22 protein-coding genes are annotated in these 22,718 nt (G+C 68.9%); 12 read left to right on the forward strand and 10 right to left on the reverse strand.

The window, feature by feature from the left end; translation table 11 throughout:
- Both ACFW0G_RS31855 and ACFW0G_RS31860 read right to left on the reverse strand, forming a co-directional pair.
- Positions 1–648: Acg family FMN-binding oxidoreductase (locus tag ACFW0G_RS31855; protein WP_378329144.1), on the reverse strand; the 648-nt coding region annotated here is incomplete at its 3' end.
- Between the two features lie 266 nt (positions 649–914).
- Positions 915–1,994 (reverse strand): PLP-dependent cysteine synthase family protein, encoded by a 1,080-nt coding sequence (locus ACFW0G_RS31860; protein WP_378329145.1) that lies wholly within the window; start codon positions 1,992–1,994, stop codon positions 915–917.
- A gap of 254 nt (positions 1,995–2,248) precedes the next feature.
- Here ACFW0G_RS31860 and ACFW0G_RS31865 point away from each other — a divergent pair, with 254 nt between their 5' ends.
- From ACFW0G_RS31865 to ACFW0G_RS31880, 4 genes are read left to right on the forward strand one after another with little or no spacing between them, the layout of a single operon-like run.
- Positions 2,249–2,815, forward strand: a complete 567-nt coding sequence (locus ACFW0G_RS31865) for a GNAT family N-acetyltransferase (protein ID WP_378329146.1) — start codon at positions 2,249–2,251, stop codon at positions 2,813–2,815.
- Positions 2,799–3,506: a TenA family transcriptional regulator gene (locus tag ACFW0G_RS31870; protein ID WP_378329147.1), complete on the forward strand. Its 708-nt coding sequence runs from the start codon at positions 2,799–2,801 to the stop codon at positions 3,504–3,506. The genes ACFW0G_RS31865 and ACFW0G_RS31870 overlap by 17 nt, the downstream gene beginning before the upstream one ends.
- On the forward strand, positions 3,503–4,729 hold the full coding sequence (locus ACFW0G_RS31875) for an MFS transporter (protein WP_378329148.1): 1,227 nt from the start codon (positions 3,503–3,505) through the stop codon (positions 4,727–4,729). Before ACFW0G_RS31870 ends, ACFW0G_RS31875 begins: the two co-directional genes overlap by 4 nt.
- Positions 4,730–4,747: 18 nt before the next feature.
- Positions 4,748–5,458, forward strand: coding sequence for an aspartate/glutamate racemase family protein (locus ACFW0G_RS31880; protein WP_378329149.1), 711 nt, complete (start codon positions 4,748–4,750; stop codon positions 5,456–5,458).
- A 186-nt stretch (positions 5,459–5,644) separates the two neighbouring features.
- Here the strand turns inward: ACFW0G_RS31880 and ACFW0G_RS31885 are convergent, their stop codons facing one another.
- Together ACFW0G_RS31885 and ACFW0G_RS31890 are read right to left on the reverse strand one after the other, a co-directional pair.
- Positions 5,645–6,847, reverse strand: coding sequence for an MFS transporter (locus tag ACFW0G_RS31885; RefSeq protein WP_378329150.1), 1,203 nt, complete (start codon positions 6,845–6,847; stop codon positions 5,645–5,647).
- A 26-nt stretch (positions 6,848–6,873) separates the two neighbouring features.
- Complete coding sequence (locus ACFW0G_RS31890; protein WP_378329151.1) at positions 6,874–8,163, reverse strand: acetyl-CoA carboxylase biotin carboxylase subunit family protein; 1,290 nt, start codon at positions 8,161–8,163, stop codon at positions 6,874–6,876.
- Between the two features lie 158 nt (positions 8,164–8,321).
- Between ACFW0G_RS31890 and ahcY the strand changes: the two genes are divergently transcribed.
- Positions 8,322–9,782 carry an adenosylhomocysteinase gene (gene ahcY / locus ACFW0G_RS31895; RefSeq protein WP_378329152.1) on the forward strand — a complete coding sequence of 487 codons (1,461 nt, stop codon included), beginning with the start codon at positions 8,322–8,324 and terminating at the stop codon, positions 9,780–9,782.
- Between the two features lie 6 nt (positions 9,783–9,788).
- Here the strand turns inward: ahcY and ACFW0G_RS31900 are convergent, their stop codons facing one another.
- The 5 genes from ACFW0G_RS31900 to ACFW0G_RS31920 all read right to left on the reverse strand — a co-directional run bounded on the left by ACFW0G_RS31900 (position 9,789) and on the right by ACFW0G_RS31920 (position 15,343).
- Entirely contained in the window at positions 9,789–10,466 is a 678-nt protein-coding gene (locus ACFW0G_RS31900) for an RraA family protein (protein WP_378329153.1), read from the reverse strand.
- Complete coding sequence (locus ACFW0G_RS31905; protein ID WP_378329154.1) at positions 10,466–11,668, reverse strand: PLP-dependent aminotransferase family protein; 1,203 nt, start codon at positions 11,666–11,668, stop codon at positions 10,466–10,468. The genes ACFW0G_RS31900 and ACFW0G_RS31905 overlap by 1 nt, the downstream gene beginning before the upstream one ends.
- 2 nt (positions 11,669–11,670) lie before the next feature.
- Positions 11,671–13,233, reverse strand: a complete 1,563-nt coding sequence (locus tag ACFW0G_RS31910) for a 4-hydroxyphenylacetate 3-hydroxylase N-terminal domain-containing protein (protein ID WP_378329155.1) — start codon at positions 13,231–13,233, stop codon at positions 11,671–11,673.
- Entirely contained in the window at positions 13,230–14,816 is a 1,587-nt protein-coding gene (locus ACFW0G_RS31915; RefSeq protein ID WP_378329156.1) for an FAD/NAD(P)-binding protein, read from the reverse strand. Before ACFW0G_RS31915 ends, ACFW0G_RS31910 begins: the two co-directional genes overlap by 4 nt.
- A gap of 98 nt (positions 14,817–14,914) precedes the next feature.
- Positions 14,915–15,343 (reverse strand): hypothetical protein, encoded by a 429-nt coding sequence (locus ACFW0G_RS31920; protein ID WP_378329157.1) that lies wholly within the window; start codon positions 15,341–15,343, stop codon positions 14,915–14,917.
- On the opposite strand from ACFW0G_RS31920, the gene ACFW0G_RS31925 reads away from it, so the two are divergent.
- The 6 genes from ACFW0G_RS31925 (at position 15,308) to ACFW0G_RS31950 (ending at position 20,313) form a co-directional block, all read left to right on the forward strand.
- Complete coding sequence (locus ACFW0G_RS31925) at positions 15,308–16,720, forward strand: aldehyde dehydrogenase (RefSeq protein ID WP_378329158.1); 1,413 nt, start codon at positions 15,308–15,310, stop codon at positions 16,718–16,720. The genes ACFW0G_RS31920 and ACFW0G_RS31925 overlap by 36 nt on opposite strands.
- Before the next feature lie 18 nt (positions 16,721–16,738).
- A complete protein-coding gene (locus ACFW0G_RS31930; protein ID WP_378329159.1) occupies positions 16,739–17,515 on the forward strand; it encodes a 2-keto-4-pentenoate hydratase in 777 nt (258 codons plus the stop codon).
- Positions 17,516–17,568: 53 nt separating this feature from the next.
- Positions 17,569–18,318, forward strand: coding sequence for a 2-keto-4-pentenoate hydratase (locus ACFW0G_RS31935; RefSeq protein WP_378329224.1), 750 nt, complete (start codon positions 17,569–17,571; stop codon positions 18,316–18,318).
- Positions 18,318–18,530: a 2-hydroxymuconate tautomerase gene (locus ACFW0G_RS31940; protein WP_378329160.1), complete on the forward strand. Its 213-nt coding sequence runs from the start codon at positions 18,318–18,320 to the stop codon at positions 18,528–18,530. Before ACFW0G_RS31935 ends, ACFW0G_RS31940 begins: the two co-directional genes overlap by 1 nt.
- Positions 18,527–19,522: a VOC family protein gene (locus ACFW0G_RS31945; protein WP_378329161.1), complete on the forward strand. Its 996-nt coding sequence runs from the start codon at positions 18,527–18,529 to the stop codon at positions 19,520–19,522. Before ACFW0G_RS31940 ends, ACFW0G_RS31945 begins: the two co-directional genes overlap by 4 nt.
- A 128-nt stretch (positions 19,523–19,650) precedes the next feature.
- Complete coding sequence (locus ACFW0G_RS31950; protein ID WP_378329162.1) at positions 19,651–20,313, forward strand: DUF4097 family beta strand repeat-containing protein; 663 nt, start codon at positions 19,651–19,653, stop codon at positions 20,311–20,313.
- Positions 20,314–20,725: 412 nt separating this feature from the next.
- Here the strand turns inward: ACFW0G_RS31950 and ACFW0G_RS31955 are convergent, their stop codons facing one another.
- The gene (locus tag ACFW0G_RS31955) at positions 20,726–21,178 is read right to left on the reverse strand and encodes a hypothetical protein (protein ID WP_378329163.1); all 453 of its coding nucleotides are present in this window, start codon (positions 21,176–21,178) and stop codon (positions 20,726–20,728) included.
- Between the two features lie 534 nt (positions 21,179–21,712).
- On the opposite strand from ACFW0G_RS31955, the gene ACFW0G_RS31960 reads away from it, so the two are divergent.
- Positions 21,713–22,699, forward strand: a complete 987-nt coding sequence (locus ACFW0G_RS31960) for a helix-turn-helix transcriptional regulator (protein ID WP_378329164.1) — start codon at positions 21,713–21,715, stop codon at positions 22,697–22,699.
- Positions 22,700–22,718: the final 19 nt, after the last annotated feature.

The raw sequence follows: 22,718 nt of genomic DNA on the forward strand, positions 1-22,718 counted from the left end.
GAGGTGGGATTCCCGCAACGCGACCACGCCGTCGTGGTCGGGTGGCGGGCCCGCGGCCGAGAGCGGCACCCCGTCCGGGCTGGCGGCGTGACGACGCGTCCATCGGGCTGCTTCGGCCCGGAACGCGTCGTCGCCCGCCTGCAGGAACTCCGCGCGCCGCACGAGCGCGGTCAGACCCGCGTACTCGGCGTCCACGAAATGGAGGCCGGCGCCCTCACGGCTCGCCGCGCGGGCGAACGTGGCCCGTACACCTGCGGGTACCGTCCGGTCGAGGAACGGCCGACGATGGGTATGCCTGCGGAACACCGCGTCGGCGAGCGTCTGGTCCTCGACGGCGACGCGATGGTTTCCGTCGCGCGTCACCAACGCGAGCAGATCCGGTTCCGACTCGTCGGGCAGCACCTCGACCCGCGGTTCGACCCCCTGGCACCGCAGGGAAACAACGAGGTTCAGCAGCGCCGCACCGCAGGAAATCCTGGCTTCGTGCGCCTCCGGGTCGGCCACGGTCAGCACGCGGTCACGGTCCAGCCAGATCTCGATCCGGTCGCCATCGACCGCGAACCGCCACGGCTGGCTGTTGTGCGGCGAAGGTGCCCGGACCGCGGCCGCGAGCGCCTGATCGACCACAATGGACAGTGAGCGTGTCATCGCTGCTCCCCGGGCTCGTCGTCCCTCACCCGTTCAGCATCGCCTCCCACCGCGCCGTCCGATGCGGCCACCGGTCACCGGATCGCGGGACGTTGGTCCCTGCCCGCCCGGCACCAAGGGCACATCAGGAGGACCCGCGCTCGCGGCCGAGGCCGCGGTGGAAAGGATCCGCAGTTCCCATCCGCACTGGCCACTGTGGACGATCAGAGCGCCGGCAGGTCTCCCGGCTTCCCGCGGAGGTGGAAAGCCGTAGCTCGGCACGCCCGCTATGCGGCACGCTTCAGCTCGTCGCGGCCGTCCGGGCCACGCAGCGACGCCGCTGGGACGGCCGGATGCGCCGGGCGCCGCGCGAGTTCGATGAGGCGGTCGGGTTCGCGCAGTGTGACGTCGTCGAGCACCGCGGCGAGTCCGCGCTCGCGCAGCCAGTCGTCGTCGAAGGACTCGCCAAGATAGTTGGCGCCGTCGTCGGCCGCGACCGCGAGGATCCGGCTGCCCGGGTTGTGGTGGGCGTGGTGCAGCGCGGCGAACACCGCCGCTCCGGCTGACTCGCCGACGAGCACCCCTTCGCGACGCGCGAGTGCCCGGCTCGTGGCGATGCCCTCGTGGTCACCGACCAGATGGACCCGATCGACCACCGAAAGGTCGAGGTTGCCCGGTTTCCAGGCCAGCCCGAGCCCCCGCATCGCGTAGCCGCGGAAGGGGAACCCGAACGCCGCCGAGCCCGCGGCGTCCACCGCGATCGTCGTGAGACCCGGCAGTTTCCCTTTGAGCGTGCGGGAAAGCCCGCTGATGTGGCCGCCGGTGCTGACCGACGCCACCAGCGCGTCGAATTCGGGCAGATCATTCAGCACTTCGCCCGCGGTGTGCTCGGCATGAATACGCGGGTTGTCCGGATTGCGATATTGATCCGGCCAGAACACCTGGGGATCGCCGTCACGCAACTGCCGCACGCGCTGCAGCCGGCCACGCTGGTAACCGCCGCCTTCGTCGGGAGTGTCCACCAGCTCGATCTCGGCGCCGAGCGCTTTCGCGTAGCGGAGCACGGACACCGGCGTCTTGGGGTCGACCACCAGGATGACGCGGTATCCCTTCGCCGCACCGATGAGGGCGAGCGACTTGCCGAGATTGCCCGAAGTGGACTCGACGATCGTGTCACCGGGACGCAGCCTGCCGCTCGACTCGGCCTGCTCGATCATGAAATGCGCGGCCCTGTCCTTGATACTGCGGCCCGGATTGGCCGACTCGATCTTGACCAGTACCTGACCGCCGTTGTGCACGGTGAAGTTGCGCAACCGGATTATCGGCGTCCCGCCGATCAACCCCAGTACGTTATCGTGGATCGCCATTCAGCCATTCCTCCCCACCTCTTCCGTCCACGACGGCGGCTCGCGCGACCATGGTCGCACAGAACGACTTTTCCTCGCTTGCTCCGCTGAACCGGAGACCGCGACACCGCGGCCGTCGCCGGCTGGCCACGTGCGCACGACCGAAGTTGTCGATGCGCGGGGAACGCCGATAGCGTCGTTGCCCAGGACAAGATCCAGCGCGCCTGTCGCTCACCTCGATCAGGCCTTTCGGGCAGCGAACTGGGGGCTTCGCCGTGTATGAATGCGTATGGCTGAAAGCCGGATCCGACTCCGGTGTCGCCGAGGTCGTCCAGCTGATCGAAATCGTTTCGGCCGACGAGCCGTTCGTCGGCCTGCCCGCCGACCCGACGGCCGAGGCGTCCGCGGCCCTGCGGGCGAAACTGGCCGAGGGCATCACCTCCGGTCAGACACAGCTGCTGACCGTGCGCGCGGAGTCCGGTGAGGTCGTCGGCTGTGTGGCGATCAACCGCCCCGCCACGGCCAACCAGCGGCACATCGGCGAGCTGACGACCGGCGCCGTGCATCCCGGGCACCGGGGCGGCCAGGTGGTGACCATGGCTTTCCGCGAGGTGGTCCGCCGCTGCGAGGAGATCGGGATCGAGCTGCTCCGGCTCGACGTCCGCGCCGGTATCAGGGCGGAAGGAATCTGGCGTTCCTACGGATTCGGCGAGTACGGCAGGCTCGACGACTACGGCCGGATCGGCGCGGAGAGCTACTCCGGGGTCTACCTGGCGCAGCCGGTGAAACAGCTCGAGGCAAGGCTTTTCCACAAGGAGGTATCCCGTGCTCAGCAAGGATGAATTCAAGAAGCGGTGCTACGCCACGATCGAGGCACACACCTCGGTCGCGCACCCGCTCGTCGCCGAGCTGGTCAAGCCGGAGGCGAACTGGGAGCTGCTGCAGGCACTGACCCTGCAGGGCTACCAGCTCACCAAGCACTTCCTGACCTACATCGAACACCTCTTCTTCCACTGCCCGTTGCCCAAGCACAAGAAGGCGCTGATGGTCAACATGTACGAGGAGGAGACCGGGAGGCTTTCCGGCACGAAGAACCACGTCCGCCTGATGCAGGACTTCGTGCGCGCCATCCGGATCGACGACGCCACCAGGGACGCGGCCAAGCCGTATCCGCAGACCCAGGAGCTCATCGACTACCGCATGGACCTGGTGAAGAATCCGGAGACCTACCACCTGGGCGCGGCCGCCGTCGCGATCGCCAGTGAGGGCCAGAACCTCGAGGATACCGCCGGCCAGCACCGCCATTCGCTGCTGGGCAAGGTCTATGGCCTCACCGACGACGACACTCTCTTCTTTTCCGTGCACGCCAAGGAAGACGTCGGGCACGTCCGCGAGGGTATCGCGCTGGTGAACGACCTGTGCACCGACGCGAAGATGCAGCAGGACGCGCTCGAGGTGGTGGAGCACACCTGCAAGCTGTTCCAGGGGGTGTACGACGGCGTCGCCGAACGCCATCTGACCGGTGTGCGATGAGCGCCGCCACGGCCACCAAAGCGGCCAAGATCGGCGGGGGTGTCCTCGCCGCTTCCGTCGTACTGGGGTTCGTCATCTCGTTGCTCGGCTCCTCGCTCAAGAACACGGTGCAGGTCTACTTCCTGCCGATGGCGGAGTCGTTCGGCCAGCAACGCGGCACGTTCGCACTGGCCACAACGGCTTTCGCGATCACGTACGCCGTCGCGGCGCCGTTGACCGGTGCGCTGGCCGACCGGCTCGGGCCCGGCCGGGTGCTGCTGATCGGCACGGTGAGCGCCGGTTTCGCGTTCCTGCTGTGCGCGCTGGTCCCTTCGTTCGCCGTTTTCGTGGCGGCTTACGGGATTCTGGCCGCTTTCGCGTACACGATGCTTTCGTACGTGCCGCTCGGCGTGCTGGTCGACCGGCTGTTCTCGGAGAAACGCAAGGGGTTCTTCTACGCACTGCTGACGAACGGCACCGCCGCCGGGTTCATCCTGCTGGTTCCCCTGTGGACCTGGCTCGACGGCAAGACCAGCTGGAACAGCGTGCTCATCGGGCTCGGCGTGCTGCTGTTGTGCGTCATCACGCCACTCACCGCGCTGCGGTTCCGCGGCGAGGCGAAGCCGGCCGCTTCGCGCTCGGCCGCCGGCGAACGTCCCAGCATCGCCTCGGCACTCAAGACGTCCACCTTCGCGCGGCTGGCGGGCGCGTTCTTCGCCTGCGGCGCGACGATGGCGTTCATCGACGTGCACCTGATGCCGTTCATGGGCGACATGCACGTCCACACCGACCTCAGCGCGACGAGCGTCATCCTGCTCGGGCTGTTCGAGATCGGCGGCTCGCTGGTCGCGGGCAGGCTGTGCGACCGCGGCCTGGTCAAGCGCGTGCTGATCAGCGGCTACCTGATGCGCGCGGCCTCGATGTTCCTGATCTCGGTGTCCACGTCCGGGTTCGCCGTGATCCTGTTCGGGTGCGTGTTCGGCCTGAGTTACCTCGTCACGGTCGTGGCCACGTCCCTCTGGGTGCTCAAGGCGTTCCCGATCGAGGTGAAGGGCACGGTGATGGGCTTCATCTGGACCGCGCACCAGATCGGCGCCGCGCTCAGCAGCCAGTTCGGCGCGTACACCCGCGACTCGACCGGTTCGTACCTGCTGGAGATCGTGGTCACCGGCGGCCTCGCGGTACTCAGTGTCGGCCTGATCGCGGGCATGCCCGATCCCGACCGGAAACTCGTGACCCCCTGACCGTTCCGAGGAGACAGCATGCAGGAGACCAGGACCGTCGGCGTCATCGGCGGCATGGCTTGGGAAAGCTCGGCCACCTACTACCGGATGATCAACGAGCGGATCGCGGAACGCCTGGGCGCCAGGCATTCCGCGCGGCTGCTGCTCTCCAGCACCGACTTCGAAGAGATCATCCAATGGCACGGCGCGGACGACTGGGCCTCGGTCGGCCGCAAGGTCACCGAACTCGCGCAGGGGCTCGAAAAGGGCGGCGCGGGCTGCGTGCTGATCGCCTGCGTCACCCAGCACAACGTCGCCGACGAGGCCGCGGCCGAGATCGGCATCCCGCTCATCCACATCGCCGACGTCACCGGCGAGGCGATAGTCGCCGACAGCCGCCGCACGATCGGCCTGCTCGGCACCCGCTTCACCATGGAGAAGGAATTCTTCGCGGGCAGGCTGCGCGACCGCTTCGGACTCGACGTCCGCCTCCCCGACGAACCGGGCCGCGCCTACCTGCACGAGACCATCTTCGAGGAGTTCGCCAAGGGCATCTTCACGGACGCCGCCCGCGCCCGGTACGTCGAGATCATCCGCGGCCTCGTCGCCGAGGGCGCGGAAGGAATCATCCTGGGCTGCACCGAAATCGGGCTGCTGATCCGCCAGTCCGACGTCCCGGACGTCCCCCTCTACGACACCACCGAACTCCACGTGAACGCCGCGGTCGAGTTCAGCCTGGCCAAGGACTAGCCGAAGGTCGTCCTTTGTGGACGCGGATCCACCGAGGCACGCCTTCGGTGCGCTCACCGCACCGAGGGACGCCCTCGTCGCACTCAACGCACCCAGGGCGTCCCTCGGGCGTCCCGACCGGACAGCACCGGGTCTCGGTCGTCGCGAACGCTCCGTTCGCGACGCTCGAGGCCGTGGGGACGAGAACTACGAGTCCTGCTGCCAGGTGTAGGGCGAAAGGCGGGCGGCGGCCAGCGCCACGAACGCCGCGAGCACGGCGCCGCCGATCACCAGCCAAGGCGTGCTGGGGCCGTTCGAGGTCAGCGCCAGGCTCACCGGCGGCGCCGCGATGACCCCGACGTTCACCCCACCGGAGAACAGGCTCATGTTCCGGTCCGCGACCTCGCGCTTGGACACCTCACTGACATAGCTCAGCAGACTGGGGAAAACGATCATCTCACCCATCGTCCACAGCACCGTCGCGCCGAGGAGCACCGCGGGCGCGGGCGAAAATCCCATGGCGGCGAAGCCCAGACCCGCCAGCCCGTACCCGATGAGCAGCGACGAAGCATGCGGCAGCGAAGCCATCGCCTTGTTCAGCGGCACCTCGACGAGCACGACCATGGCCGCGTTCAGCCCGAACACCACGCTCACCCAGTAACTCGGCATTCCGAGCCCCTGGATCAGATACGCGCTGACCAGCACCGGCGGCAGGGCGTACGCCAGGTGGATCGGCAGTGAGAGCCCGAAAATGGTCCAGAAACGGGTTTCCTCGCGCAGTGACCCGGCGACCAGCCTCCGCTTCCTGGGCTTCTCCTCGTGCACCGGTGCGCCCGCGGCGGGCCGGGTGCCGAGCAGCAGGTAACAGCCGGCGCCGAGCACGCAGACCGCGTTGATCCAGAACAACGCGACCGGCTCGACGGCGAACACCAGCCCGCCCAGCACCGGGCCGACCCCCATCCCGACGTTGATGGCCAGCCTGTTGCAGGCGAAGGCGATCTTGCGGTCGCCGGGCGTGGTGCGGTCGATGATGAGCGAGTAGGACGCCGGGGTGTAGATCTCGAAGGTGAACCCCCACGCGAAGGTCGCGGCGGCGAGCACCGCGACGCCGCTCAGGCTCGGCACGCTCGCGAGGACCACCGCGTGCAGCACCAGCCCGCCCAGCATCACCGCCCGGGCCGGGACACGGCCGAGCAGCACGCTCGCGACCACATCGGCCGCGACCGCGCCGATACCGAAGGCACCGACGATCAGGCCGACGTCGACGGGGCCATAGCCGTCCCCGATCAGCAGATAGGCCGACAGGAAGGGAAAAGCCATCAGCCCGGCGCGGAAGAGCAACGTCACCGTGAACAGCGTGCGCAGATCGCGGTCGAGCCCGCCGACGGTGCGCAGTGTCGTGCCGATCACCGAGGATTCCCCCTCATCTCCCGAGTTCACCGGCCGTCTTCGGCAACGGTGAACACCTCCCCCGTCCTGGTCGCGGCGAGCGCGGCCACCGCGTCGGCGAACGCCACGGGATCGCTCGCCGCGTCACTCCCGGAACGGAAGAATTCCATCACCCCGTCGCGCGTCAGGTAGGAAGAGGCCGGGTGCGAGCGGTCGCCTTCCTTGGCTGTCACGTAAAGCGCCAGCTCCTCGTCGGTGAACTCCTCGACGGTGCCGACGCCGGTGATGGTGCCGACCGGCGCCTTGAGGAACCGGATGGCGCCGATCCCCGCCGGTTCGCGCGGGATCTCCGGCAGTTCGTCCATCGTGTCGAGGTACGACGCGTAGTGCAGGTCGTACGGGCTGAACCCGTACACCCGGTCGATCAGGTCCATGATGCCGTCGCCGCCCGGCCGCGCGGCCACCTCCACCACGCTCAGGTTGTCACCGTCGACCAGGATCTCGACGTGCGCGATGCCCCTGGTGATCCCCAGCGCCTCGCACGCCCTGACGCCGAGCTCGCGCACTGCCTGGTTGTCCGTCTCCCGGCCCGGCACGAGCTGGCCGATCTCGGTGAAGTGCGGCGCCGGCAGCTTCGCCTTGTCCGTCACGGCGAGCACGGCGCGCTGGTCGCGGTGGTTGAGCACCTCGACGGACACCTCGTGCGTCGAGGTCACGAACTCCTCGGCCTGGAAGCGGCCGTCGCTGAAGTCGTACAGCGGCGCGATCGCGAGCAGCTCGGCGCGGCAGTGGTCGTAGGCGGCGGGCAACTCGTCCGGCGAGCCGACCTTGATCGTGCCGGTGTTGCCCGCGAAGTCACGCGGCTTGAGCACCAGCGGGAAGTTCAGCTCGCGGGCGGCCTCCCGGAGTTCGGGCAGGGTGCCGAACGTCCGGTGCCGCGCGGTCGGCACTCCGGCGGCTTCGAAGGCGGCTTTCATCGTGTGCTTGTCGCGGGACCGGCTGACCGCCTCGTCGGTCAGGCAGGGCAGGCCGTAGTGCCGGGCGATCGCGACCGAGACGTGCACGGTCATCTCGATGATGGGCACCACCGCGGCCGGGCGCAGGCCGGTCTCCCGCTCGAACCGCTCCACCGCGGCGAGCGCCGCCTTGGCGTCGTAGTAGTCCGCGCGCAGCACCTCGTCGAAGAACCGGTTGAGCCCGTCCGGTGACGGTGCCATGCCGAAGACCTGACCGGGATAACTCCGCAAGGCGGAGACGATGGCTCGCTCCCGCAGGAGGATGTCGGCGCCGAGCACCAGCAGATAACGGTCACCGTTCGCCTTACGCAGATTGAACATTCCATTCCCTCATGTCGCACGCACGGAGAAGATCCGCCAACAGCACGGCGGTAAGTTCTGAACAAACGGTCTCCCCAGATTTTCGCACAATGGCGCGGATTTTCTTCTTCGCCATTGCTGTCTGGACCACGCGGCGGCAACGCACAAGGAGAGAAACAATGACAGTCGGGTTGCGGAAGGTCAATGGCGTCGAATTCGCGGTGGCGGATCTGGCGCTGGCCGAGCGGGGCCGTCACCAGATGCGGCTGGCCGAGCAGGAAATGCCGGGCCTGATGGCGACCCGCCGCGAGTTCGGCCCCGCGAAACCGCTCAAGGGCGCGCGCATCGCCGGTTCGCTGCACATGACCGTGCAGACCGCGGTGCTCATCGAGACACTGGCCGAACTCGGCGCCTCCGTGCGCTGGGTGTCGTGCAACATCTTCTCCACCCAGGACGACGCCGCCGCCGCGGTCGTCGTCGGCCCCACCGGCACTCCCGAGGCCCCGGCCGGAACGCCGGTCTTCGCTTGGAAGGGCGAGACGCTCGAAGAGTACTGGTGGTGCACCGACCAGCTGTTCCGGTTCGACGGCGGGCAGGGGCCGACCGCGATCCTGGACGACGGCGGTGACGCCACGCTGCTCGTGCACAAGGGCGTCGAGTTCGAGGCCACGGGCGCGGTGCCGCGGGCCGCCGAGGACGACCCCGAGGAATACCGCCTGATTCTCGACACCTTGCGCACGTCCCTGGCCGAGGACTCGCAGCGGTTCACCAAGATGTCCCAGGAGATCCTGGGCGTCACCGAGGAAACCACCAACGGCGTCAAGCGGCTCTACAAGCTGGCGCGCGACGGCGAACTGCTGTTCCCGGCGATCAACGTGAACGACTCGGTCACCAAGTCGAAGTTCGACAACAAATACGGCATCCGCCACTCGCTCATCGACGGGCTCAACCGCGGTACCGACGTGATGATCGCCGGCAAGCTCGCCGTGGTCTGCGGCTACGGCGACGTCGGCAAGGGCACCGCCGAGTCACTGCGGGGGCAGGGCGCGCGCGTCGTGGTCACCGAGATCGACCCCATCTGCGCGCTGCAGGCGGCGATGGAAGGCCTGCAGGTGGTGGAGCTCGACGACGTGCTGTCCGAGGGCGACATCTTCATCACCACCACCGGCAACTTCAACATCATCATGGCCGATCAGATGGCCAGGATGAAGCACAACGCGATCGTCGCCAACGTCGGCCACTTCGACAACGAGATCGACATGGCCGGGCTCGCCAGGATCCCGGGCATCCGGAAGGTCGAGATCAAGCCGCAGGTACACGAATGGAAGTTCCGAGACGGCAAGTCGCTCATCGTGCTGTCCGAGGGCCGCCTGATGAACCTCGGCAACGCGACCGGCCACCCGAGCTTCGTGATGTCGAACTCGTTCACCAACCAGACGATCGCCCAGCTGGAGCTGCACACCAAGCCCGGCGAGTACGGCAAGGATGTCTACCGGCTGCCCAAGCGCCTCGACGAGAAGGTCGCACGGCTCCACCTCGACGCGCTCGGCGTGAAGCTGACCAAGCTCACCAAGGAACAGGCCGACTACATCGGCGTCGACGTCGACGGCCCGTACAAGCTCGACCACTACCGCTACTGACGCCTCTCAGATGACGCCGAACTCGGCGAGCAGCTGGTGCAGGCCCGCCCCCGAGTTGATCTTGTCGCGGATCACCCGCTCCTTGTCCAGCAGCTCGCGGGTGTCCGCGAGGACGGCCTCGGCGACCGTCGGCGAGACGACGCCGAGACCGTTCTCGTCGGCGACGATGATGTCGCCCGGCTCGATGAGCTGGCCTTCCACCACCACCGGGACGTTGGTCTGCAAGGGTTCCGTACCGTCGTGCGTGATGCCGGGGCAGCGCCGCGGCAACGTCCCGGCGTACCACACGGGGAAGTCCAGATCGCGGATCTCGTCGACGTCGCGGACCAGTCCGTCGATCATCGCGCCGGCGATCCCGGCCATCTGCGAAAGGGTCGACATCAGCCCGCCCCACATCGCCATCCTCGGCGAGCGGTGGCAGGCGACCACGACGACGTCGCCGGGCTTCGCGGTGGCGAGCACCGGCAGGCAGTCCACCAGCTCGTCCGCGGCCAGGTGCACGGTCAGCGCGGGCCCGGCGATCTTGTGCTCGCGCTTGACCGGCTTGAGCCCGCCGATCACCCCGATCTTCGACCGCGAATCGGCGACAAGGCAGCTCGGGCTGTACTCCGCGCGCGCTATCTCGCGAAACGCCTCGACGAGTTCGGCGCCGGGCCTGACGAGTTCATTGTGGACGGTCCGCATCAGAGTCCCTTTCCGGTGATTTCGGCCAGGATTCGCGCCAGCCGCCCGACGCCCTCGTCGATCTGTTCGTCGGGCACCCTGCTGTAGGCCAGCCGTAGTTCGTGCCTGCCCCGGGCGTCGGGATAGAAGATCGAGCCGGGTACGAAGGTGATGTGCTCGGCCAGCGCACGCTCGGCCAGCGCGAGAGTGTCGACCTCGCCGGGCAGCGTCAGCCAGGTGAAGAACCCACCTTCGGGACGCGTGAACCGGACCCATCCGGGCAGGTGCACCTCCAGCGCCTTCATCATGATTTCGCAGCGGCCGCGGTAGAAAGCGCGCGAAGCGACGATACCCTCGTCGAAGCCACCGGAACGGCCGTAGTCCTCCAGCAGCAGCTGACCGAGCGGCGACGTGCACTGGTCGGTGAACTGCTTCGCCCGCGAAAGCGCGGCGACGAGCGGCGCGGGCGCGCTGATCCAGCCGGTGCGCAGACCGGGCGAGAACGTCTTCGAGAACGTGCCGAGCTGCGCGACGACATCGGGGGCCAGGGTCCGCAGGCTCGGCCGCCGGTCACCGTCGTACCCGAGCTCGCGGTAGGCCACGTCCTCGACGAGCAGCAAACCGTGCTTCCTCGCCAGCGCCACCAGCGCGTGCCGCCGTTCGACGGACAGGCTCACGCCCATCGGGTTCTGGTAATCCGGGATCGTGTAAAGGAACTTGGGCTTGCGCCCGTCGGCGAGCGTCCTCGCGAGCGCGTCGACGTCGAGGCCGTGCTCGTCCATCGGCACCGCTTCGATGACGCCCAGCGCGTTCCGGATCGCCATGATCGCGCCCATGAACGACGGGCCTTCGACGAGCACCCGGTCCCCGGCGTCGAGCAGGCAGCCGGTGAGCAGCTTGAGCCCTTCCATGCCACCGCTGGTGATGATGAGCTCGCCGTCCGAGGGGCGCAGGCCGTCGTGGTCGCCGAGCCAGCCGGAAAACCAGTCCCGCAGCCCCGGCAGTCCCCCGGTCGGCCCGTACTGCAACGCCGCCGGGTCCGCGAGAACGTTCGCGAAGCCGGCCTCCATCGCCGCACGCGGGAAGGTCTCCGGATGCGGGTAGCCGCCGGAGAACGCGATGATCCGGTCGTCGCCCGCCTGGCTCAGGATCGAGGTGATCTCGTCCCCTGCCCCGCTGCGGACACTGCGGGCGAACACCTGGTCCCACCTGAATTCGGACACGGTCAGCTCCGGATGATCTCGATGTCGTCCGGCGTGACCAGATCGGGGCTGGTCCAGCCGTCGAGGTCGTAGTCGGCCAGGCAGGTGTCGACGAACCGCTTGAGCGCGTCCGCCTGACCGGACCCCTCGTACATGCCGAGCGTCTGCAGGCGGACCGTCTCGTGGTCGCCGGAGTAGTTGCGCTCGTAGAGTTCGTGCCTGCCGCCGAACTCGGTGCCGACGCCGTCCCACAGCAGCTTGAGCAGCTTCACGCGGTCGAGGGCCTCGATCCCGTTCGAACCGCGGACGTACTTGTCCAGATACGGCCGCACTTCGGGGTTCTTCCAGTCGCCGGCGTGCGAGTTGAGGTAGATCAGGCCGCTGCCGAGCGTCTGCTGAAGGATCTCCTTGACCCGCGGATAGCCGATGCCCATGAAGGTCCGGTACGCCATGCCGTAGTTGACGTTCGGCTGCACCGCGTCGCCGACCCACGGGTTCGGCGACTTCGCCATCGACTCCGAGAGGCTCCAGAACAGGTCGCGCCAGTTGAGCAGCTCACCGATCTGCGCCTGCACGCCACGGAACCCGGAGCTGCCGGTCATCTCGATGGCCTTCATCGCGCAGCCCGCGATGAAATCGAGCTTCACCCCGAGCCGTGTGCAGCCGTGGAAGGTGAAGCGCTCGAGGAAACCGGAGCCCGCGGTGAACTCGTTCGCGGCCGCGGCGTCGTACATGAACACGTTCTCCCAAGGCACCAGGACCTCGTCGAACACCATGATCGCGTCGTTCTCGTCGAACCGGCTGGAGAGCGGGTAGTCGAACGGGCTGCCCAGCGCGGCGGCGGCCAGTTCGTAGGAGGCGCGGCAGAACAGTTTCAGACCGGGCGCGTCCATCGGGACGGTGAACACCAGGCCGAACTTCTTGTCCCTGACCGGCAGGCCGTAGTGCGCGACGAAGTTCGCGTTCGTCAGCGCCGAACCGGTGGCGACCACCTTCGCGCCGGAGACGACGAGCCCGGAATCGGTCTCCTTCTCGACGTGCACACACACGTCGGAAACCTCGTCGGCGGGTTTGGCGCGGTCGATCGGCGGATGCACGATCGCGTGGTTGAAGTAGAGGACGCGCTCCTGCGCCTCCTTGTACCAGCGCAGCGCGTTGGGCTCGTACTCGCCGTAGAACCCGGAGTTCGCGCCGAGCGTGCCCAGGAAACACGCCTTGTAGTCGGGAGTACGGCCCATCCAGCCGTACACCTGCCGCTGCCAGGCGATGATCGCCTCCCTCGCGGAGAGCAGGTCTTCCGACGAACGCGCGGTCTTGAAGAACGGATGGGTGAAGCCGCCGTTGCCGGTGTCGGTCGGTACCCGCAACGTGCCCTCGGCTTCCGGCGCGTGCAGCGCGTCGTAGAGCCGGGCGATCGAGCGGGCGCTGTTACGGAACGCGGGGTGATCCACGACGTCACCGACTCGCTCGCCGTAGATGTACACCTCGCGGTCGTCGCGCAGCGAGTCGAGGTACTCGGCGCCGGTCATCGGGCGGACGTCGTGGTGCCCGCCACTCGGCGCGACCGGCTGTTCGAGGGTGGTCATGCGGCTTCTCCCCAGGGGATCGGAGACTTCCAGGCGTCCCGCGACAGCACCACACCGTCCTTTGTGGTCAGTTCGGTGAGGTCGGCGGCGATGTCGCGGGCACGGTCCACCAGCGACGGGAGGCCGAAGGTGAAGAAAAGGGTGCCGGAGGCGAGGTCGCCGAGCGCGTGGATCCGCCCGTCGCCCGTCCCCTCGACGGTGAGCCTGCTGCTCGCGCGGTCGACGTGCAGGCCGCCGCGAGGGTGCCGTTCGCCGAGGCCGCTGTCGACGATCGAGGTGATCAACGGCTCCGCTTTGACCGGAATCTTGTCCGCGGGCACGTTGACCGCGTTGAACACGAAGTCCGCCCGGTACGTGGTGTCCGCTGTGGACAGGGTGAACCCGCCTTCGTCGGCGGGCTTCGCGTCCCGCATCCCGGAGACGATTTCGAGCCTGTCCGCGTCGACGAGTTCGAGCAGCTTGGCCGCGCTGGCGGGCGGCATCGGGCAGCAGACGCTCATGAGCGCGCGATAGTGCTCACGCAGCAACGCGTTCTTCTCGTGCTCGGGCAGCAGCGGCCACACGTCCGGCCCGGCGGCGGGCACCACGCGTTGCAGGATCCGCAGGCCGACATTCGCCGAATCGACCTCGGCGACGTGCCGCCGCAGCCGCGCGACCGGCTCCTCGCGCTCGCCGCGCAGGACGTCGTCGATCGTGGCTTCGAGATCTTCGCCCGCGTCGGCGAACTCGGCCCGCATGACCGCGATGACCTCGCTCAAAGTGATCCGTTCGCCCCGCGCGGCGATGGCGCGGAAGTGCTCCGGGGTGAAATGCTCGAGCCGGTAGCCGATCTGCCGCTGCCGGACCATGGGCAGCACGCCGCTGCGCGAGAGCATCCGGATCTTGCCGCGATGCCCGCGGCCCGCGAGCCCGAGCACCACGTCCACGCCGGTCAGCCCGCTGCCGATCACCGCGATCTCGCCGTCGGGATCGACCTCGGCGAGGGTGGTGGCGAGGGGGTAGGGCTCGGCGACGAACCCTGGCGCGCCACTCAGTCCGTACGTGTCGGTCGGTTTGCCGCGGCCGACGCACAGCACGACGTGGTCGGCGTGGAACCGGCGCCCCCGCCCGGTTTCGAGCCGCAGTCCCCCGCCGTCCGGGGTGGCGGACCGGACGGACTCCCTGATCACCTCGACCCGCCAGCCCTGCTCGATCAGCCTGGCCAGCACCGCGCGCGCGGACTGGACGAGGTAGTCGCCGAACATCCCGCGCGGCACGAACCTGATGCCACAGAAGGGATCCCGGTGGAGGGGCCCGCCGTCGCGGTCGCGCAGGGACAGCCAGTTCTGGAAAAGGCCGCTGTCGCCGAACCGCACCGACATGCCGTCCGGGGGAATGTTGACCCGGACGGTGTCCAGGTCCGGCCGGAACGGCCTGCCGCGCCACAGGTGGGACGAGGTCTCGAAGATCTTGATGCCGCCCGCGGGGCCCTCGGCCTCGGCCAGCGCGTCAAGCAGGCACACCGCCGACGCGCCACCGCCGACGACGGCCAGCTCCGGCCATCGATCGTCTGCCGGTCTGCCGAGCGAACGTGGGTAGCTCATTCCATCTCTCATCATCAGCGGACGTCATCGGCCATCCAGCGAACAACGCGCGGAAACAACGGCGCGTTCATGAACAGGGGGAACCGAGCGACGGAAGGTTACGAGCCCTGCCCCACCCTCTCCTCCATCGACGCGGATATGCGTTCGCCCGCGTTTAGCCATTCGAGAATACTTCTCACCACACCGCGCTTTTCTACTCCTTGCTTGCGGGTCGCCCCCGATTCGCTCTCCTGTGGACAGTCGTCGATCGAGGCTCGATCAAGGCTCGATGGGTGGCCATCCGGCACATCGTGAAACTGCTTGACGTGCGCCGGATGCGTGTGAATGATGGATTCGGGGTCCCCCTTGTTCGACGCGCGGCGAGCGCTGCCGGAAATACGCGATTGCTGATCGAATTCAGCGCTGGAGATGCGGGCATGACCACTGAAGTAACGGCCGGTCCGGCAATACGGCGGATTCGGCATCTGATCGGCGGGGACCGGTTCGAGTCGGTGACCGGCGAGACGTTCGAGACGCGGGATCCGCACGACAACTCCCTGCTGGGCACCGTCACACGCGGCACGGCCGAGGACGCCACGCGGGCCATCGAGGCCGCCCGCGCCGCCTTCGACGACGGCCCCTGGCCGCGGATGCCCCCGAAGGAACGCCGGAAGATCCTCCACGCGGTCGCGGCCAACGTCGAAAGTCACCTCGAAGAGCTGGCAATGCTCGAAACCCGGGACAGCGGCAAGATCATCACCCAGGCCCGGCACGCCGACGTTCCCCGCACCGCGTACAACCTGCGCTTCTTCGCCGACTACGCGGCGATGGCGGGCAACGAGGCCTACCCGGACGGCGATCTGCTGTCGTACACGCTGTACCCGCCGGCAGGCGTGGTCACCGCGATCAGCCCGTGGAACGCCCCGCTGATGCTCGCGAGCTGGAAGCTCGCGCCCGCGCTGGCCTTCGGCAACACCGCGATCCTCAAGCCCGCGCCGCAGACCCCGCTGACCGCGTCCCGCTTCGGTGAGCTCGCGCTGGAGGCGGGCCTGCCCGAAGGGGTGCTGAACGTCGTGCAGGGGTTCGGCGGCGACGAGGTCGCGGGCCCGCTCACCACCGATCCCCGCGTCGACCGGATCACCTTCACCGGCTCCACCGCGACCGGCGTGCGGATCCTGCGGGCGGCCGCGCCGAACCTCACCCCGGTTTCGGCCGAGCTGGGCGGGAAATCGGCCAACATCGTCTTCGACGACGCCGATCTCGACGTCGCCGTGCCCGAGTCGATCCGCGGCATCTTCGCGGGCAACGGCCAGATGTGTTTCGCCGGGTCGAGGCTTTTCGTGCAGCGCGGCATCCTGCCCGAGTTCCTGGCCCGGTTCACCGCCGCGGCCGAGCAGATCGTCGTCGGCGATCCGAAGGATCCGGCCACCACGCTGGGACCGCTGATCGAGCAGCGGCATCTGGACAAGGTCGGCGGCTACGTCGAGCTGGCACGCGACGAAGGCGGCACCGTCGTCTCCGGTGGCCACCGGATCAGCGAACCCGGCCTCGCCGAAGGGTTCTACTACGCGCCGACGGTGATTTCGGGGCTGGGCAACGAATCCCGTACCGCGCAGGAGGAGATCTTCGGTCCCGTCGAGACGGTCATCGGCTTCGACACCGAGGAAGAGGCGCTGCGGCTCGCCAACGCGAGCCCGTACGGGCTGGCCGGGCTGCTCTTCACCACCGACCTCGACCGCGCGCACCGGATGGTGAACCGCTGGAAGGCGGGCACGGTCTGGGTCAACTGCTACCTCGTCCGTGATCTGCGGCTGCCGTTCGGCGGCGAGGGCAGGAGCGGCCTCGGCAGGGAGGGCGGGCAGTACTCGCGGGAGTTCTTCACCGAGCCCCGCGCGGTCACCTTGCGCATCCGGCCAGGACGCTAGCGAACAGGAAGGAATCCCATGGAACCGAGCGCCGCACGGGCGGCCGCCACCCGCCTGCTCGACGCCGCCGGCACGGGGAAAGCCGTGCCGCCGCTGTCCCTGCCGATCGAGGACGCCTACGCCGTCCAAGCCGAGCAGGTGCGGCATCGGGTCGACGAAGGCGAAACCGTTCGTGGCCACCGGATCGCGGGCGCTTCCGTGGCGGCTCGCCGCCGCTGGAAGGTGACCGAACCGGTGCACGGCACCGTGTTCGCCGGCGCGTTCCAGCCGGAGCACCGGCCGATCGCGGCTTCGTTCATCCGGCCCGCGGCCGAGGCGAGTGTCGCGTTCGTGCTCGGCTCGTGCCTCGGCGGCCCGGCGGTGACCACCGCCGACGCGCTGCGTGCCGTCGAATTCGTGCTGCCCGCGCTGGAGATCACCGATTCCCGGATCGACGACGAGGAGCCGGGCGCCGCCGATGTCGCCGCCGACAACGCTTCCGCGGGCGTCGTGGTACTGGGCGCTTCCCCGGTAGCTCTCTCCACAGTGGACTTACGGCTGGCTGGCTGCGTCCTCTATCGCCGGGGCGAGGTCGCCGCGACCGGAGCGGGCGGCCTCTCGCTCGGTTCCCCGGTGAACGCGCTCGCCTGGCTGGCGAACTCCTTGTGCGCCAAGGGTTTGACCCTCGAACCCGGCCAGATCGTGCTCTCCGGCGCGCTCACCCCGCCGGTCGCCGTGTCACCGGGCGACAGCGTCCAGGCGAGCATCGCCGGGCTCGGCAGCGTCACCACCATCCTTGCGGAAGGCCGGTCATGACCGAGAACGTCCTCGAAGTCCGTCCCGGCGACGTCCAGCGCGCCGCCGAGGTCATGCTCGGCGCGGAAGCCGCGGTGACCGCACGGGGTCCGATCACCGCGCACTGGCCGGAGCTCGACCTCGACACCGCGTACGCCGTCCAGTACGAAGCCCTGCGGCAACGCCTGCGGCGCGGCGAAACCCTGATCGGCGTGAAACTCGGCCTCACCTCGCGCGCCAAGCAGATCCGGATGGGCATCGATTCGCCGTCGCTCGCCTGGCTCACCGACGCCATGGTGCTGCCCGCCGGCGAGCCGCTCCCCCGTGCCAAGCTCATCCACCCGCGAGCCGAACCGGAGATCGTGTTCGTGCTCGGCGAACGGCTCGCCGGTCCTGGTGTGACCGCCGCGACCGCCGCGAAGGCGGTGGACCGGGTTTACGGCGGCGTCGAGATCATCGACAGCCGCTTCCAGAACTTCAAGTTCACACTGGCGGACGCGGTGGCCGACAACAGCTCGTCCGGGTTGTTCGTGCAGGGCCCGGTCGGCAAGCGCCCCGAAGACCTCGACCTCGCGCACGAGGCCTGCCTGCTCGAAGTCGACGGCGAGATCGTCGACGCCGCGACCGGCGCCGCCGTGCAGGGACATCCGGCGGAGGCGCTCGCACTGGCCGCCAACAAGCTCGCCGAACGCGGTCTCGCCCTCGAAGCGGGCTGGATCGTGCTGACCGGCGGCATGACCGACGCGGTCCACGTCGAGCCCCGCTCGCGGGTGGCCGCCTGCTTCTCCCACCTCGGCACGATCACCATCCCCGGAGGCGAGTGATGCCGTTCATCGACGTGAGCCTGGGCACCGGGCGCAGCCCCGAGCAGATCCGGGCGCTGATCCACGAACTCACCGAAGCGGCCCACCGCGCCGTCGGCGCGCCGCTGGCGAACATCCGCGTCGTCATCCGGGAGGTCGAACCCGCGCACTGGGCGGCGGGCGACGTGACCGTCGCCGAGCGGCAGGCGTCCACCGAAGGAGCGAAGCCATGACCCAGCCCGACATCCGGCACGAGATCGCGCACCTGGCGCGGATCGAACTGCACACGCCGGACCCCGACGGCACGCTCTGGTTCTTCAAGTCCCTGCTCGGCATGTACGAGACCAAGCGCGAAGGCCAGTCCGTGTATCTGCGCGGGTACGAGGACCCGTACCAGTGGAGCCTCAAGATCACCGAGGGCCCGGAGCCGAAGATGGGGCACGCCGCCCTGCGCACGTCGTCCCCGGAGGCGCTGGAGCGGCGGGCGCGGTCGATCACGGACGGCAATCTCCCTGGCAAGTGGACCGAGGACGAGTACGGCTACGGCAAGACCTTCGCGTTCACCACCCCGGACGGGCACGACCTGCGCCTGCTCTGGGAGGCCGAAAAGTACCGCGCCCCGGCCGAGCTGAAGAGCAAGATCCTGACCAGGGCGTCGAGAAAGCCGTTGCAGGGCATCCCGGTCAAGCGGATCGACCACCTGAACCTGCTGGCCAGCGACGTCACCCCGGTCAAGCGGTCCTTCGAACGCCACCTCGGCATGCAGACCCGCGAACGGGTCGTCGACGGCGACGTCGAAATGGGAGCCTGGCTGAGCAGCAACATCCTCGGCCACGAGGTCGCGGTCATGCGTGACGCGCTCGGCGCGCAGGGCCGCTTCCACCACGTCGCGTTCTACTACGGCGTGCCGCAGCACAACGTCGACGCCGCGGAGATGTTCCGTGAGTACGACGTCACCATCGAAGCCGGCCCGGACCGCCACGGCCTGAGCCAGGGTTCGTTCCTCTACGTGTTCGAACCCGGCGGCAACCGCGTCGAGCTGTTCGGCGACTGCGGTTTCCTCGAACTCGAACCGGACTTCGAGACGAAGACCTGGACGATGGACGACATCGACGTGGTGACGGCCATCGGCGGGGCCAAGCTGCCGTGGGAAACGTACTTCACCTATGGCACCCCACCGGTCGCCCCCGCGCTGAGCCCGAACCCGGCAGCGGCCGCCGCCTGAGTGCAACGCGGTGTCAGGGGCGGCGTCAGCGCGGTGTCCGCCCGGTGTCAGGACGCCAGGCGATCGTGGTTTCCATGAGCAGCGGCCCCACCAGCGGGGACGCTCGAGTGGATCATCAGGAGCACACGATGCAGAAGTTCGCCACCCCCGCCCCGATCGCCGCCGTCGTGGACATCCCCGCCGGGCGCGTCAAGTTCGTCGCCGCCGACCGGGCCGACACCGCGGTCGAGATCCTGCCCGCGGACGCCGCGAAGAGCCGCGACGTCAAGGCCGCGGACCAGACCGCCGTCACCTACGCCGACGGCGTCCTGCGTATCGAGACCCCGGCGAAGAACCAGTACTTCGGTCCCTCGGGCTCCATCGACGTCACCGTCGAGCTGCCCGCCGGGTCCCAGGTCGAGGCGAAGGCCGCCAGCGCCGAGTTCCGGACCGTCGGACGTCTCGGCGACGTCGCCTTCGACGGCGCGTACAGCCAGATCAAGATCGACAACGCCGCGAGCCTCCGTCTCACCGCGGTCGACGGCGACGTCGAGGTCGGCCGGCTGGGCGGCCCCGCCCAGATCAGCACCGCCCGGGGCGACATCCGGGTCGCCGAGGCCACGCGCGGCACGGTCGTGCTGAGCACGCAGTCCGGTGGCATTTCGATCGGTGCCGCCGCCGGGGTCTCGGCTTCCCTGGACGCCGGCACCTCCCACGGCCGTGTCAGCAACGCCCTGAAAAACGACGGTAGCGCCGAACTCGAAATCCACGCCACCACCGCCTACGGCGACATCACCGCCCGCAGCGTGTGACCCACGGCCGCCCCGGAACATCGGCACGGCAGAAGGCTTTCGCGGCTTCGCTGTCCTCTGTGGACGGTCCCGCCCGTTGTGGTCCACGGGCGGGACCGTCGCCGGGAAAACGGCCTCCGCTGGCGGATCACGCGCGCAGACGTCCACGCCTGTTATCGTGCAAGCACACCGTGACCGTCCGGGCGGCTTCCTGGCGCTGAACCTCGCGATCCGCTCCCCGGACCCGGCGGTGCGGCACACCTTGTGCCCGCTGCTGTTCGGCGGCCTCGAGTACCAGACGCGGCTTCCTCCACAGCACCTGTTCACCGACGAGCTACGCGCGATCGAGGTGCCCGCCCGGAAACACCTCGCGATCATCCCCACCGGGAAGCGTGGACCTCGCCCCGCCGCCGGGATCGGGGCCGACGGTGCTTCAGCGTGCGACGGTGGTCGACCAGTCCGGGAGCTGCCCGTACGCGATCACGTCGGGAGGCGCCGTCGGCACCGTGACGGCGGCGGTCGTCATGGTGCCGGCCGCCGAGACCTTCAACTGCGGCAGCTGCTCCTCGCCGTGCTCGATGAACCTCGGCAGCCATTCGGGAATCGGCGCGCCATCGCTGCTCAGAAGCTCTCCGTCCGGGGCGCGGTGGTAGTTCAGCTCCACGTCACCGTAGCCGCTACGGCACGCGAGCCGCGCGTCACAGAAGTCCCAGCCCCGCGGGCACACTTCGTCGATCCACGCCCAGGCCAGCAGCACGTACGTGGGTGTGAGGCGCACACCGTTCGGCATCCTGATCGGCGGGACCTCCTGGACCTCGGCCGATACCTCGACGTTGACAGCGGTCGTGATCCTCGCGTCGGAGAACCGGACGTCGACCTCGCTCACGCGCGTGCCCCTCCTGGCAGTGGGTGATTGGCTTCGCTGTCACCGTACCGCCGCACCACTCCAGCCGCCGGACCTCCACACCGGAGAGTCGCCCTGTCCTGCCGCCGATCGTGCCGGAAAATCCGTACTCCCGTTCGAACAGCGGAAGAACGCCGTTCGCCATTGGTCGTGCCGAACTGATCCGCGAAGGCACCAGCACGAAGAGCGGGATTCCACGGCCGGGTCACGCGACCGGCGAAGCCGTCCTTTGCCGATTCCGCGTCTCGCCGCGCTGGTGTGTCCACATCGGACTTCAACAGGGTCACGAAGGGCGCAGTGGCAACGTTCGGCGTCGTCGATATCCGCTGTCCCGTCCGGGTCGTTCAGGACGCGGGCACCCGGCCGGGGGAAATTCGCCCGGTCGACTGCTCCGACCGCGTGACAGGGCTCCGGGAGGCCTCCCGAAACCCCTGCCGGGAGGAGGAAGCTACTCGTCGTCCCGGTGGCGGCGGCCGGACCCCACGCCGCCAGTTACCCGTCGCGAGGAGTCCGACTGTGGACGCCGCCTCCACACCAGCCCGGCATGTGCTGTTCGAGACCACCGACCACGACCAGGCGGGCGAGTACCTGACCAGCGCCTACGGCGGGAATTTCCGGCTGGGCGTGGGCAGGAAAGGCTCACCCGTCCACCTCAGCAGGCTGATCACCACCACCTTCGCCTTCGTCACGGCCACGCACAGCGCCGAGATCGGCTACGTCCTCGAATCGGTGCCGTCGCTGATGATCGCCCGTCCCCGCACCGCGCCGGTGCACTACCGATACGGTGCCGACGCGCACTGTTTCCGCCCCGGCGAGGTGCATTTGTCCAACACCACCGAGGATCATCCGCCCATCAAGGCGTGGTGGCACGACGGCGCGGTCCAGGCCGTCACCTTTCCCTTCCCGTTGCTCGACCAGGTGGCCGCCGCGGCGGAGACCCGGCATCGGAAGCCGGTCCGGTTCACCGACCTGCGCAGCACGAGCCCGGACGCGGCCCGGCACCTGATCGCCACCATGGACCATCTCGCCACCAGCGTGCGCGACCACCCCGGGTGCATGGCACAGCCGCTCGTGACCGGTCAGGCGGGCCGCCTCCTCGCCGCGGCGGCGTTGCTCACCTTCCCCAACACCGCCTTGACCGAGCCCACCATCGAGGACCGCCACGACGCCCACCCGACCACCCTGCGCCGTGCGGTCGCGTTCATCGACGACCACGCCCATCTGGACATCAGCGTCGCCGAAATCGCCGCCGCCTCCCACGTCACCATCCGCGCGCTGCAGTACGCCTTCCGCCGCCACCGCGGCACCACCCCGACGGGCTACCTCCGCCAAGCCCGCCTCCAGCAGGCACACCGGGATCTCCTCGCGGCCGATCCCACCGCCGGGGCCACGGTCACCGAGATCGCCGCCCGCTGGGGCTTCTTCCATCCCGGCCGCTTCGCCCACCACTACCGCACCACCTACGGCTGCCCGCCCTACCGGACCCTGCTCCGCGCCACCTGACCCGCGCTTCGAGGAGTGG

Source organism: Amycolatopsis sp. NPDC058986, from assembly GCF_042741125.1.
GTDB lineage: Bacteria > Actinomycetota > Actinomycetes > Mycobacteriales > Pseudonocardiaceae > Amycolatopsis.

Coding starts and splice junctions, on each gene's coding strand:
- ACFW0G_RS31860 (WP_378329145.1), bottom strand. CDS start 1,994: ATGGCGATCCACGATAACGTACTGGGGTTGATCGGCGGGACGCCGATA.
- ACFW0G_RS31875 (WP_378329148.1), top strand. CDS start 3,503: ATGAGCGCCGCCACGGCCACCAAAGCGGCCAAGATCGGCGGGGGTGTC.
- ACFW0G_RS31880 (WP_378329149.1), top strand. CDS start 4,748: ATGCAGGAGACCAGGACCGTCGGCGTCATCGGCGGCATGGCTTGGGAA.
- ACFW0G_RS31890 (WP_378329151.1), bottom strand. CDS start 8,163: ATGTTCAATCTGCGTAAGGCGAACGGTGACCGTTATCTGCTGGTGCTC.
- ahcY (WP_378329152.1), top strand. CDS start 8,322: ATGACAGTCGGGTTGCGGAAGGTCAATGGCGTCGAATTCGCGGTGGCG.
- ACFW0G_RS31900 (WP_378329153.1), bottom strand. CDS start 10,466: ATGCGGACCGTCCACAATGAACTCGTCAGGCCCGGCGCCGAACTCGTC.
- ACFW0G_RS31910 (WP_378329155.1), bottom strand. CDS start 13,233: ATGACCACCCTCGAACAGCCGGTCGCGCCGAGTGGCGGGCACCACGAC.
- ACFW0G_RS31915 (WP_378329156.1), bottom strand. CDS start 14,816: ATGAGCTACCCACGTTCGCTCGGCAGACCGGCAGACGATCGATGGCCG.
- ACFW0G_RS31930 (WP_378329159.1), top strand. CDS start 16,739: ATGGAACCGAGCGCCGCACGGGCGGCCGCCACCCGCCTGCTCGACGCC.
- ACFW0G_RS31935 (WP_378329224.1), top strand. CDS start 17,569: ATGCTCGGCGCGGAAGCCGCGGTGACCGCACGGGGTCCGATCACCGCG.
- ACFW0G_RS31940 (WP_378329160.1), top strand. CDS start 18,318: ATGCCGTTCATCGACGTGAGCCTGGGCACCGGGCGCAGCCCCGAGCAG.
- ACFW0G_RS31945 (WP_378329161.1), top strand. CDS start 18,527: ATGACCCAGCCCGACATCCGGCACGAGATCGCGCACCTGGCGCGGATC.
- ACFW0G_RS31950 (WP_378329162.1), top strand. CDS start 19,651: ATGCAGAAGTTCGCCACCCCCGCCCCGATCGCCGCCGTCGTGGACATC.